The sequence below is a fragment of the Microcoleus sp. OTE_8_concoct_300 genome (genome assembly GCF_031383065.1).
GTDB lineage: Bacteria > Cyanobacteriota > Cyanobacteriia > Cyanobacteriales > Microcoleaceae > Microcoleus.
On sequence record NZ_JANMZH010000336.1, the window covers coordinates 1 to 12,779 of the forward strand.

General features: G+C 46.2%; 10 protein-coding genes. 3 read left to right on the forward strand and 7 right to left on the reverse strand.

Annotated elements, in window-relative coordinates; all coding sequences use genetic code 11:
- Window positions 1–271 precede the first annotated feature (271 nt).
- On the reverse strand, window positions 272–1,852 hold the full coding sequence (locus ACUVJL_RS15250) for a photosystem II high light acclimation radical SAM protein (RefSeq protein WP_445246622.1): 1,581 nt from the start codon (window positions 1,850–1,852) through the stop codon (window positions 272–274).
- A gap of 373 nt (window positions 1,853–2,225) precedes the next feature.
- On the opposite strand from ACUVJL_RS15250, the gene ACUVJL_RS15255 reads away from it, so the two are divergent.
- A complete protein-coding gene (locus ACUVJL_RS15255) occupies window positions 2,226–2,615 on the forward strand; it encodes a DUF1830 domain-containing protein (RefSeq protein WP_445246613.1) in 390 nt (129 codons plus the stop codon).
- A gap of 241 nt (window positions 2,616–2,856) precedes the next feature.
- A complete protein-coding gene (locus ACUVJL_RS15260) occupies window positions 2,857–3,447 on the forward strand; it encodes a hypothetical protein (RefSeq protein WP_445246614.1) in 591 nt (196 codons plus the stop codon).
- A gap of 139 nt (window positions 3,448–3,586) precedes the next feature.
- Here ACUVJL_RS15260 and ACUVJL_RS15265 read toward each other — a convergent pair whose 3' ends face one another.
- From ACUVJL_RS15265 to ACUVJL_RS15280, 4 genes are all read right to left on the reverse strand, one after another.
- Window positions 3,587–4,672, reverse strand: a complete 1,086-nt coding sequence (locus ACUVJL_RS15265) for a DUF3474 domain-containing protein (protein ID WP_445246615.1) — start codon at window positions 4,670–4,672, stop codon at window positions 3,587–3,589.
- Between the two features lie 727 nt (window positions 4,673–5,399).
- A complete protein-coding gene (purF, locus tag ACUVJL_RS15270) occupies window positions 5,400–6,866 on the reverse strand; it encodes an amidophosphoribosyltransferase (protein WP_445246616.1) in 1,467 nt (488 codons plus the stop codon).
- Window positions 6,867–7,463: 597 nt separating this feature from the next.
- Window positions 7,464–7,910, reverse strand: coding sequence for a hypothetical protein (locus ACUVJL_RS15275; RefSeq protein WP_445246617.1), 447 nt, complete (start codon window positions 7,908–7,910; stop codon window positions 7,464–7,466).
- Complete coding sequence (locus ACUVJL_RS15280) at window positions 7,907–8,209, reverse strand: hypothetical protein (RefSeq protein WP_445246618.1); 303 nt, start codon at window positions 8,207–8,209, stop codon at window positions 7,907–7,909. The genes ACUVJL_RS15275 and ACUVJL_RS15280 overlap by 4 nt, the downstream gene beginning before the upstream one ends.
- A 284-nt stretch (window positions 8,210–8,493) precedes the next feature.
- Here ACUVJL_RS15280 and ACUVJL_RS15285 point away from each other — a divergent pair, with 284 nt between their 5' ends.
- The gene (locus ACUVJL_RS15285; protein WP_445246619.1) at window positions 8,494–8,637 is read left to right on the forward strand and encodes a hypothetical protein; all 144 of its coding nucleotides are present in this window, start codon (window positions 8,494–8,496) and stop codon (window positions 8,635–8,637) included.
- Window positions 8,638–8,734: 97 nt separating this feature from the next.
- On the opposite strand, the gene ACUVJL_RS15290 is transcribed toward ACUVJL_RS15285, so the two are convergent.
- A complete protein-coding gene (locus ACUVJL_RS15290; protein ID WP_445246620.1) occupies window positions 8,735–10,798 on the reverse strand; it encodes an SUMF1/EgtB/PvdO family nonheme iron enzyme in 2,064 nt (687 codons plus the stop codon).
- Window positions 10,799–11,018: 220 nt separating this feature from the next.
- The coding region (locus tag ACUVJL_RS15295) for an AIR synthase-related protein (protein ID WP_445246621.1) at window positions 11,019–12,779 on the reverse strand (1,761 nt) is incomplete at its 5' end.

Sequence of the window (12,779 nt, forward strand, 5' to 3'; positions counted from 1 at the left end):
TTTTTCATGTTTTTTGGCTTCAATCATTGGTAAAAGCTATGTTTCGCCAGAACACAATTGACAAAACTTATATTGCCGAGGAGAACTCGAATTCACTCATCTTTCTAAATGCTGTTTTCTCACTTTTTCAGCAAGCCCTAATTATTTTTGCAATTCAAGTCTAGTTTCTTGCAGTTAGATTTTTGAATAAAAAGGGAAAGAGAAGATACTGTTTTCCTCCATTTCCCTTTGTTTGGATAAGGACTAAAGTCCGATGCTGCGAACCTGGTAATTAATTAACGGCTGCCAACTGTTTCTCTTTGATTTCCACTGGCGCAGATAATGCTTCTTCTAAATCGGCACAGCCGAGTTTTTCCTCCAAAATTGCCATCACTTCGCGGCCGAAATCATTGGAATTACGCTGCCAAGCTTCTAAACAAATTTGTCCGAAAAACGAACCCAAAGGCTCGGGATTCCACAGCAATTTGCGCGCTGTCCAAGGCATCAAACTCATCGGATCGTAACCCGGTTGCAGAATATCCTTTTTAAAGGCGTATTCTTCTAAAATAGTGTGCGGCTGCAAGCCGATAAAGAAAATAGCTGGTTCTACTTTATCTGCTCCGAAAATCCGCTCTAATTCTCGGTGATAAGCAATAGTTTGCCGGATGGTTTCAAAGGTTTCGTCAATGACGTTAAACGAGTAATTCACGGAAACCACATCGTTGTAACCGGCTGCTTTTAAATCGCGACAATTTTCCAAAACTACTCGCAAGTTGTAGCCCATCCGCATTTTACGAACCAGTTCCTGGGAACCGCTGGTGATGCCGATTTCAAAGTAATTCATCCCCGTTTTTACCATCAAATCACACAACTCTGGTGTGAGATTGTCCGCACGGATGTAAGCGGCCCAGTGTATGTCGTCCATGCCGGCGGCGATGATTTTTTGCAATAATTCGATCGCATCATCGATGAATTTGCGTGCCGGGATAAATTGAGCGTCGGTAAACCAGAAATTGCGGATACCTCTCGAGTACAATTGCCGAATCTCCGCCACCACCTCATCCGCCGGATTGATCCGCACTTGTTTCCCTTCAATCACCGTATAAATGCAGTAACAGCAATTATGAGGACAGCCGCGCTTGGTTTGGACTCCCACGTAGAAGTCCATATCCTGTAGATAATAGGAAAATTCCGGCCAAATCGTTTCGATGTAGTTATAATTGCAGGCTGTTTTCTCGATGTTGGCTGGCTTTTCGTGAATTAGCCTCGCCCGCGGCACAGTTTCTCCCACCACATAACATCTTTCCTCGGCCACATCTTCGCCCTTAATCAACTTCTCCAGCAAAGCTTCGCCTTCCCCCACCGACACCACAGTTCCCGTCGGCAAACTGCGGCCCAACTGCTCGTAAAACACGCTCACAGCACCGCCGCCGACCACTGCACGAGCTTCGGGGCGGTATTTCCGGGCCCGCTTCAATCCGCGCTTAATCAGTCCCAAATTGCGCCAGAGTTCGGTGTAGTAAGACGCGGCTAAACGCAGTCCTCCGAGTGCTCCCCGGAACTTGATCAGCAGATTTTTGGCGTAGTAAAACTCGAAGGCATTTTGCAACGGGTTGCCGCCCCGGCCGCCCACGGGCGCGTAAATTTGAATGTCCCGCCAAGAGAAAACTAGCAGCGTCGGCTTAAACTCGTCTATGCTGGCATCCAAAGCTTTAGCGAAATCCAGGGGGGGCACCGCACCTAAATCGAAAATGCGCTGTTCGACATCGGGAAACAGCTTGTGTACGTGATCCGAAAGATACACAACTCCGATCGGGAAAATCGGATTGCAAGGGAGGCGAACGTACAGGACTCGGTTTTCTCGGCTTTCCATGATTGCCATATCCTAAACTGGAACTTTTTCCGCTATGTTAATATTCTTTTAATATAACTTTACAATCTCTCTAATTTTCGCAATTTGACATTAAATATTCTTAAATTTTTCTATTTGGCTCAAAGCCCAGCGTGTTGGTGTCGATGGGCGACAGCACCAGAAAAAGGCTAATTTTTAAGCAAACACAGCGTATTTTGACTGAAAATCCAAGCTGGGAGTCAAAAACGATATTTTTTCCGGTTAAATTTAAATTTTGGTACGATCGGTCTCTAATGTATTAGGGAGTTGGTAGTCGGCTTTACAGTAGGTGGGATCGCCTAGTGTTAGCCTAATAAGATAACTAAAACTTTTAGGCAAGGCTCCCTCACCATTTATGGCTCAAATTCTTGATCCCGTACCCTTAGGCAGCGACAGCAAGATTCTTTGCTGCTACGTCAACGCCACCAGCCAAATTCAGATTGCTCGCATCGCCAACATTCCTAACTGGTACTTTGAACGAGTAGTTTTTCCCGGACAGCGCTTAGTGTTTGAAGCGATACGGACCTCCGCATTGGAAATTCACACCGGCATGATGGCTAGTGCAATTTTGTCGGATAAAATCCCTTGCGATCGCTTGCAGATTAACGAAGGCCCCTATTCAAACCTCAATCGTAACAGATCCCGACAGGAAGCTCAGGGCGATCGAACAGCAATGGCAGGCCGCCCCAAATCCCGAGAAATCTCAGAACCTTTGACTGTACCGGCACTAACCGCCGTCGATTAATCGGAGTTGTGAGTTTTGAGTTATAAATTGTCAGTTAATTGATAGCTCTGCGCTCAAAATTCCAACTTCTGCAAAGCGGTAAAAAATCAAAACTTAAGAATCAAAGTTTCTGAAATGAATTTTAGCTCAAAACTCACAACTGCAAATATTTTCGGGTTTTTCATATTTGCAGTTGTGAGTTTTGTTGGCGAGTCCGAAAGCTGTGCAAAAATATCAATAAACAGCTTCTCGAATTTCAGCCATGTCAGCACAACCTCTTGCCTCTTCCCCATCTTCTGCCCCAGTATTTGAGCCGGCGGTATTCCGGCTTTCTCCCCTGATTAGAATCACGCTGTTGAGCTTGTACACAGCCCTGACAATTCCCTTGCCGTTTTTGTCGGAAGTAACGAAAGCACCGGTTCCCCCCACCGCACTCTGGGCGGCAATTGTTGTGGGCGCTGTGGGCTTGTACGGCGTGCTCAGTGAAAGGGTAATTTTGAGCGAGGAAGGGATTGAAGTCACATATCCCAACTGGTTTCCGCGTTTTTTTCGCCAGGGTTGGTCCCTACCTTGGACTGAGGTAAAAGCTCTTAAACCTCGATCGACCGGTCAAGGAGGTTTAGTTTACTATTTTTTGAGTCATTCGGGAGAAGGTTATTTGCTACCCATGCGGGTGGCTGGATTTGCTAAATTAGTCGGTTTGGTGGAAGCAAAAACAGGTATTGATACTAGAGATGTCCGCCCTTTGTCGCAGCCTTGGATGTATCTTATTTTACTTTTATGTACGCTGCTGTTGCTGTTGGTGGATGCGTGGACTATTGTCACGGCGATCGGGCTTAAAGGGAATCTGTAAATTTCTTGTGGGGTGGGCCGGAGTGTCGGTTCCAAATATGCAGATTAAATGTGGAACATCTGATCAAACACACGCAAAAATAATGAAAAACCCGGTTTCTTTAAGCAGCCGGGTTTTTGCATTCTATTGTTTATTTAAGCTACTTAACTTCAGCCGATCGCCGAGTGTTAGGTGATTCGTAATAAACTCCCGAACCTGTATCCGAGACAAAATGACAATCCCAGTAAGAGCGAATAAAGCTCTTCCAAATTGGCTCTGTTGACTTGCGATAATAATCACCCAACACTGGCTTGATGGCTTCCGTTGCCTCCTTCAAGTGATAGTGCGGCATCGTCGAGAAAATGTGGTGGGCTACGTGAGTCCCGATGTCGTGATGGATGGAATTGATGATTCCGTAGTCGCGATCGATCGTAGACAATGCACCTTTCAAGAAAGACCAATCTTTACCGCGATACCAAGGAATATCGGCTTCTGTGTGGTGCAGGAATGTTACCAAATCCAGCCAGATCACGAACACTACATAGGGAACCAAGTAGAACTTGAGTAAAAACAGCCAACCAAACTGATAGGTTAGCGCGCCTAAAAAGCCTACCATCAGTACCAAGGATGCCGAACTCATCAAAACATCCCATTTTTCGGAGGGACGGAAAATCGGGCTACCGGGCATGAAGTGAGAACCTGCCCGATCGGGCGATCGCCGAAATAGATATATTGGGTAGGCAAATAACATCAAATAAAAGCGTCCCAGCTTTTCGTACCAAGGCATTTGATTGTATTTGCTCTCCGATACCGGATACCAGCTTTCATCGTTATCTAAGCTGCCTGTATTCGCGTGGTGGGTTCTGTGACTAATCCGCCAACCGTGGAAGGGCACCAGAATTGGAGCGTGGGAGAGGTGTCCGATCAGGTTGTTGAGCCATTTGCTCCTAGAAAATGAACCGTGTCCGCAGTCGTGGCCCACTACAAACAATGCCCAAAACATGGTTCCCTGCATCAACCAAAAGATTGGGTAAAAGAGCCAGGAATCGACGGTGTAGGCGATCGCATACAAACCTGCGATAATTCCCAGATCTAAAAAGAAGTAAGCCAGAGATTTCCAGGCCGAGGGTTCAAAACAGTGGGCTGGAATGGCTGCCTTGATATCAGCAAGAGTAAAAGGTAACTCTGTTGTACGAGAGGATGAGCCTTGATTGCTCGGGGGATTGAGAACAGTATTTGATTGCACGAAGTTTCCGATTTAAGCTGACTTGAGAAACCGCATTCCGCCTTCTTTTAACAGTCAATCGATTTTAGATTTTAGATTTTAGATTTTAGATTTACTCCACAGATAAATCTGGGGGCTTAAACTAAGATCTAAATTTTTTGGCTCTCTCCGACATGAGTCGGGGGGTTGTATCCCTCTGCAGGTGAGGTAACATTCAACCTGCAAGGAGCCATATTTTTTACTCTGCAAGGGTTTCTAAAGTTCTTTAGTTCGCATGAACAGCCCGTCCGAAATTCTCAAGCAAGTTGGCTTGGCGAATACTTGTATGGGGAAAATTAGTGCGATCGACCCTGTTATCTGAAAAATCTCATGTGCCCGTTGTTCGTGCGAAATGCGACTTCAATCTGAGAGTGGACATCTGGAGGAAATACCTCCAGTCTCCAAGTAGCATACAGCGCTTCGAGCAGGAATTGTGAACGAGAGTGTAGGGAAAGACCCATCGATTTTAGATTTGCGATTTTAGATTGAAGGACAAATCTCAAATCTCAAATCTCCAATCAGAATCTTGGGTTTCACGCAAGTTCTACCCAAGCGACTGTTCACTACAGTTCACAAATTCTGCAATTTTTGCTACAGCTAAGTTAATTTAACATTACTACACACATTCTGGCAACGACTTACCAGAAAATTTTGAAAATTCATAAATCGCGGAAAATGACGGGCGATCGCTTTCTCGCTTTTTGATTTTCTAGGTTCCAGCCTTTTCTAATATGAGCTTAGACCGTTTTACCACTTCTGGAACGTCGATCGGATAATCCCCAGTGAAACACGCCGAACAAAAACTCATCGGGTCTTCGTTAGTCGCCTTCAGCATTCCATCCCAACTCAAGAAAGCCAAGGAATCAACCTCAATTTGGGCGGCGATTTCTGCGACTGACTTAGTAGCCGCAATCAACTGATCTTGATTGTCGGTGTCGATCCCGTAGAAACAAGGATGAGTCACCGGCGGCGAGGAAATTCTCATGTGAACTGCGGTCGCACCCGCATCCCGCAAGGCTTTGACAATTTTGCGGCTGGTAGTACCGCGCACGATCGAATCGTCGATAATGATTACTCGCTTTCCTTCCAACACATCTCTGAGAGGGTTGAGTTTCATGCGGATTCCTGACTCCCGCATTGTCTGAGTCGGTTGAATAAAAGTGCGCCCGACGTAGCGGTTTTTAATCAATCCTTCCGCGTAAGGAATGCCGGAAGCTTGAGAAAAGCCGATCGCCGCCGGGATTCCAGAATCCGGAACGCCGATGACTATATCAGCATCAGTCGGAGATTCTGCTGCTAACAAACGCCCGATCCGCAGTCGGTAGCTGTACAAACTTTCACCTTCCATCTGGCTGTCCGGTCGAGCAAAATAGATCATTTCAAAGATGCAAAGTTTGCGCTTCTGCTGCTGGCTCCAGTGGAAGGAAGCCATACCTTCCTCTGTAATCCAAACTAATTCCCCCGGTTCTACGTCGCGCAAAAATTCAGCACCGATAATATCCAAGCCGCAAGTTTCCGATGCTAAAACGTACCGTACCGGAGTTGTGGGGAGGATGCCAATTACCAGCGGGCGAACCCCGTGGGGGTCGCGGACTCCCATCACGCCTTGGGGGGTGGCGATCGTCAAACTAAAGGCTCCTTGGCACATACCAAAGGCGCTGATCGCTGCTTCCAGCCAGTCTTTGCCCTTGTCTACCTCCGAGCCGATCGCCACTGCGATCGCCTCTGAATCCGTCGTGCTGACAAACTCGCACTTCCGAGACAGCAATTTTTCTCGCAATTGTTTTGTATTGACAAGATTTCCGTTATGTGCTAAAGCCAGACTTCCCAAACGAGTTTCGACAACCACAGGCTGAGCGTTGACCACGCGCGACGAGCCCGTAGTAGAGTAGCGAGTGTGGCCTACGGCTAAGTTACCGGGCAAGTGACCTAAACTCGATTCGTTGAAGACTTGGGAAACCAGTCCCATATCTTTGTGCAGGTGGACTTTTTCACCGTCAAAGGTGGCAATCCCTGCGGATTCCTGACCCCGGTGCTGCAAAGCATACAAACCGAAGTAGGTCAACTTGGCGACATCTTCACCCGGTGCGTAGATACCAAAAACGCCGCAAGCTTCCTCTGGCTTGTCGGGTTTACTAGAATGCTCGTCAGCCGCGAAAGAATGGTTGGGAATCATAGATAGGTGGGTTCCTAATGGGGACGGTATGTTAGGGGGACAATTTCACCGATTCGTTCTTTTGGGGAAGATGTCGCATAACTTAACATTTCCTTAATCTTGCCACGGATCTGTCATTATTTCCCACTCGTGTAGCATTTCAGACAGAAGCGATGCGACGTTCAATCGCATTGTAGTATCGATCGCCCCCCGATCCTATATTAGCCTTGATTAATGGTGGGCGCTCGGGCGAGCGATGGGGATCGATCGATGGGGATCGATGGGGCGCGATCGATGGAGCGCTTGAAATCGCTTCTATAGAAACTTTCGTCCCTCTCGCTTGAGACTAAGAGATAGGCGATCGTGCAATGGAAAATAAATTAGAAACTTGCTTGATGGGCTTTTTCAAACATTAGAATTTAAGGCCGATCGAGCTTGACTTTTTCAGGAAATTGACATACTATATCATCATGGGAATCTGTGCGGCCATGTAAAGTCATTTTTGGCGCGATCGAGTATTAAGTAATGTCGTATTTTGTAGGTGCGTCGCTATGAGATTTGCATCTTACTTGGAGATTGTAGATAGCGACCCACCCTAAAGCTTCAACCCCCGCCCCATCAGGTTTTCGTTGGTGTAGACGCGGTTTCCACCGCCGATTCCAATTCTTGAAAAATTTTGTAACTAGCGCAAACTACTTCGATACAAATATCCCCTTCCAGCCGAAAGTAGAAAAGGGGCGACGAACCTGTCTCAACCAAACCTGCTTGATTTTGAAAAGGATAGGACAAAGTAGATAAAATTTGACTCTTATCTTCTGTCAATTGTCTTAATTCTGCGTTACCCACCCAGAAGCAAGACTCTTCTGAGTCGGAGTTGACTGGTTGAGAAATTACCTGATGAACCAGTTGATAGAATTCGATGGAAGTGTCATAAATCCCGGTTCCGAATGTAAAGTCTAAGCGCAAGGTTAAAGGTTGGGGGATTAGAGTAATGCCTGCGAGGTCGGCACTTTTCAAGTCTTCTATGCAAAAATGTTTTAAAGGGCGATCGGCTGTAAGAGTCATATAATTATATTTTCTTCGGTACTGTGGGTGTTTGAACCTGGCATGAATTGAATCTGATTGCCAAACTGGTCGTATCGGCGGCGGTAACTTTTACCGCGATCGTTTTTAATTTTAGGTCCGGTTCGGACAATTTCACCAGCGGGTCTAATATGAATTAAACTACCATCAGGATGCTCGAATGTTTCATATCCACCCTCTGTTTTAGTTTTGAATACAAAGCCGCTATCTGCTATAGTTTCTAGTGCTTCTGACTTATTTTTTGCCGTTAAATCAGGCAACTGCTGAGATGCTACATTCATTGCTTCTGTCACTATAATCTAATTACAAGATGTATTATGTGCCAGTTGGATGTGCGGAATGTGGGCGATAAATTAGCAGTCTCAACATTTATTTAATTGAAAATAAATCGAGTCGTCAGAGGCGACAACCCAAGTGTAAAGAAAAGAAGTACATAGCACAAAAGGACAAAAGTGTCAAGGGCTAAGGAGCCCACGCAGCTACACACACAACACGAAAACCGACGCTGATGTAGTCATTGTCCGGCGCAACGTAGTAGCGAATAGCTGATCGGCAAAGCGACGGAATGTTGAGCCACGAACCGCCGCGCCGCAGTTTTTGTAGGGTGCGTCGCTGCGAAATTTTTGATGTTACTTACAGGTTTGAGATGGCGACGCACCTGATTGACTCTCGCGGTGCGTCGCTGCGAGATTGTCGATTTGATTTGTAGATTGTTGATAGCGACGCACCCTACTACTTAGCAATCTCAACATTATTAAAAGAAGAGTCCTCGCGGGAGACTACAGCAGAGAACAGAAAAGCGGAGACTACGCGGAGACCAGGGCTACGCGAAAACCGAAGAAACTGTAGCCAAGGCTCGCCGAAGACCACTCACGAATAGCACTACGGCAATGGACCGCATCGTAGTTCCAGGAACCGCCACGCTGCACTCGACGATTATCCGTGCCAGTTTCCCAAGAACTTCCGTCAGTCGGTGCACCATTGTAGTTATCATGCCAGCGATCGCTGCACCATTCCCAAACATTCCCGTGGGTATCGTATAAACCAAAAGCATTGGGTGGAAAACTCCCCACATTCGTTGGTTGTTTGCGATAAAGTCCGTTCGGCGCAGAAGCGTAGGGATTACTACTGCCATCATCATAATTAACTAAATCCGGCATAATCGTATCACCAAAATAGAAAGGTGTTGTAGTTCCCGCGCGACAAGCATATTCCCATTCCGCTTCCGAAGGTAAACGATAAGTCTTCCCTGTTTTTTGAGAAAGCTTCCGACAGAATTCCACAGTATCATTCCAGCTAACATTTTCTACAGGACGCTTCGCACCTTTCAACTGAGAAGAGTTATTTCCCATCACCGCTTCGTATTGTTCTTGAGTGACTTCATATTTACCAATAAAAAAAGGAGAGATCTTCACAGTCCGCTGCGGCCCTTCATTATCCATTCTTTCTGCTTCCGTATGAGGAGAACCCATCACGAAACTGCCTCCTGAAATTGCTACCATATCGAGAGTAATACCATTATCAATATTTTCTATAAAAACCTGTGCTTCTCCTTGACTGCGGTTGGCAATTTGCCCCGTTGAGTTGACTGTCACTGTTTCAAAAGTAAAGGTTTTTAAAGCATTGGCAGATGCTTTGGGCGATAGAGTTTCTGGAGATGGTTTTGGCGCTGGACTTTCTGCTATGGGTTCTGGAGATGCTTGAGGCGATGAATTTTTGGCTGTAGTTTTCGGAGATGATTTTTTAGGCGATGATTCAGGAGAGGGCGGTTCATTATTGGATGAAGGTGGAAGATTTGGTGAAGATGAAGAAGATTTGTTGTTCAACAAACTTTGACTCAGCACAGCTAATGCAAATCCTCCTCCAGCAAAACCCGCTAATTGCAAGAAACCTCGCCTTGTTGTGTTAGTTGGTAACGGCAAAGAGTGTTGTGGCATCACAGGAATTGTGGGATTTGGTATCGGTGCGGGAGTTTGTCTTGACTGACGTTGAAAATCTATTAAAACTTCCTCTGCTGATTGATAGCGCTGCTGGATATCTTTTGCCAACAACTTAGATAAAATCAATTCCAATCCCTTGTCTATGGGACTTTTCAAATGTTGCTGCCAATTTCCAGTCCAGCTATAACCGTGTTCCGTCCACAAACTAAAAGGATGTACCCCCGCCAGTAGATGAAAAGCCGTCGCCCCCAAGCTAAACAAATCGCTGGCTGCATAAGCTTCACCCCCTTGCATTTGTTCAAGCGGTGCATAACCATCCGAACCAATTCGCGTTCCCAGTCTCGACATCACTGTTCCCGACAACTGTTTGGAAACTCCGAAGTCAATCAGCACTAACACACCGTCGCTACGACGGCGCATAATATTCTCAGGCTTGATATCTCGGTGAATAATTTTTTGTTCGTGAACAAATTTGAGAACAGGTAGAAGTTCTAGTAATAGTTGCTTAACTTGGCTTTCTTGCCAAATTCCCTGATTTTGGAAAAGCGTCAACAAATTATCCCCATCGACAAACTGCTGTACGAGATACAAATATTTGTCTTGTTCAAAATAGGCATCTAGTGAGGGAATTTGGGGATGTTGTCCTAGCTGTTGCAGTTGTCGGGCTTCTTGCTGAAATAATTCTACAGCTTTGTTAATCGCCCAAGTTCCCTGGACATTTGGTGCTAATTGTTTAACGACACAGCGTTGATTTAGTCTATCAATATCTTCTGCTAAATAAGTTCTGCCGAAGCCACCTTGACCGAGGAGTTTGATCGTGCGGTAACGCCATCGCAGGATGGGGACGAGTTTAACGCCACAACTAATGCAATATGTTTGCCCGTCAGGGTTTTGAGGATTGGCGCAGTCGGGATTGATACAGCAAATCATTTATTGTATGAATGATACTGTTTATATTGTATAGTGTGCAAGAACCCCGACTTCTGTAATAAGTTTTTGCCAAAATCGTGAATTTTGTAAGAAGTCGGGGTTCTTGGGCGTGTTTTTAAACCCGGAGATCCCCCCTAGCCCCCCTTAAGAAGGGGGGGACAAGAGTATTCTTGCGTCCCCCTTTTTAAGGGGGATTTAGGGGGATCGAAACTTCAGGTTGTCAGACAGATGTAATCCGACGCTCGATCGCATTATAGAACCGATCGCCCATCTCACCCATCGCAACCTCAATTAACACTTGATTATCAGCACTCACAACCCGCAAAGGTGATTCAGCACAGCAAACTAAACCAATTTTGTGCCACATTTTGGTCAAATGTTCTTGCAGGTAAGACTCCCAAATTTCTTGATTTTTCGGTGCGACTGAAACTACAATGCAGTTGCCCATTTCACCAAACAAAATTTCATCCCAGCGGCGGACATTTGCCGAATTGAAACTGAGATGGATTTCCGCACCCATTTTAGCAGAAATACAAGATTCCGCGAGGGCGATCGCAATTCCACCTTCCGCACAATCATGGGCAGAACATACCCAACCTTGCCGAATTCCATCGCGACAAACCGATTGCACTTTTTTTTCTAACTCAAAATCTATCCTTGGCGGTTTCCCAGCTACAATCCCGTGAATTGCCGCTAAATATTCCGAACCTCCCAAAGTAGGAGAAGTTTCGATTTTTGAGCTTTCAGATGGAAGTTCTGAGTTTTGGGATGATTCCCCAATTCCCAGCACATAAATTAAATCACCTTTCTTTAGCCAAGCTTGGCCAGAAATCTTGGTCAAATCGGGAATTAACCCCACCATTCCGATTACCGGAGTCGGATAAATTGGTTGAGGATTTCCCTCAGCATCAACCGTTTCATTGTAAAGAGAAACATTGCCGCCAGTAACAGGCGTTCCCAACTCCCGACAAGCCTCAGCAATCCCGCGACAAGCTGACGCTAACTGCCAATATCCGATCGGCTTTTCAGGGCTGCCAAAATTCAAATTATCAGTAACTGCGACAGGTTCAGCACCCACACAGCTTAAGTTTCTCGCTGCTTCCGCTACGACTGCTTTTGCACCTTCATAAGGATCGAGATAAACATAACGAGAATTGCAATCAACCGTTGCAGCCACTCCGGGAATAACCCCCGGCGGCGGCACTTCCTTCTTGCTAAGGGGGGGAGAAAGTTTTGGAGTTTCCCTACCTTGTGCCTTTGTAAATAGAGGAATTACCTCTTCTTCCTGTTTGCTTTCAGAAACTTCAGAAACAGCATCTTCTCTCTTTAGCCCCCCCTTAGCAAGGGGGGGTTGGGGGGGTTCTTCCAGCCCTTTAGCAAGGGAAGATTGGCAGGGTTCTAGCGGACGCAATCTGATGACTGCAGCATCAGCACCTCCCGGCAAAACTACAGTATTGTTTTGCACTTGATGGTCGTATTGGCGATAAACCCAGCGTTTAGAAGCGATGGTGGGAGTATCTAAAAGCGTCAGCAAAATCTGATTCCAAGTTTGGAAATTACCTTGAACTTCGATACCGCCTGCGGTGGATTCTGGCAGCGAATCCGCCGTCCATTCCCATGCTTTTCTAGCATATTCTGGCGGTTCTGTCAACAATTCTCGGTGATAAATTGGCGTGTTATCTGCCAAAGCAGTCGCGGTAATTTCGGCAGCGATTTCGCCTTTAAAGAGAATTCGGACGATCGGCTTTTCGATAACTGTCCCCGCTACTACCGCGTGCAATCCCCAGCGGTGGAAAATATCGATTAATTCCTGTTCCCGTCCTTTTTGGGCAACAAACAACATCCGTTCTTGGGATTCCGAAAGCAGGTATTCGTAGGGAATCATGCCGCTTTCTCGAACGGGAACTTTGTCTAAATCGAATTCAATGCCGACGCCGCCTTTGGCTGCCATTTCTGATGTGGAACAGGTGATTCCGGCGGC

Coding starts and splice junctions, on each gene's coding strand:
- ACUVJL_RS15290 (WP_445246620.1), bottom strand. CDS start 10,798: ATGATTTGCTGTATCAATCCCGACTGCGCCAATCCTCAAAACCCTGAC.
- ACUVJL_RS15285 (WP_445246619.1), top strand. CDS start 8,494: ATGTTGAGCCACGAACCGCCGCGCCGCAGTTTTTGTAGGGTGCGTCGC.
- ACUVJL_RS15250 (WP_445246622.1), bottom strand. CDS start 1,852: ATGGAAAGCCGAGAAAACCGAGTCCTGTACGTTCGCCTCCCTTGCAAT.
- ACUVJL_RS15255 (WP_445246613.1), top strand. CDS start 2,226: ATGGCTCAAATTCTTGATCCCGTACCCTTAGGCAGCGACAGCAAGATT.
- ACUVJL_RS15280 (WP_445246618.1), bottom strand. CDS start 8,209: ATGAATGTAGCATCTCAGCAGTTGCCTGATTTAACGGCAAAAAATAAG.
- ACUVJL_RS15260 (WP_445246614.1), top strand. CDS start 2,857: ATGTCAGCACAACCTCTTGCCTCTTCCCCATCTTCTGCCCCAGTATTT.
- purF (WP_445246616.1), bottom strand. CDS start 6,866: ATGATTCCCAACCATTCTTTCGCGGCTGACGAGCATTCTAGTAAACCC.
- ACUVJL_RS15275 (WP_445246617.1), bottom strand. CDS start 7,910: ATGACTCTTACAGCCGATCGCCCTTTAAAACATTTTTGCATAGAAGAC.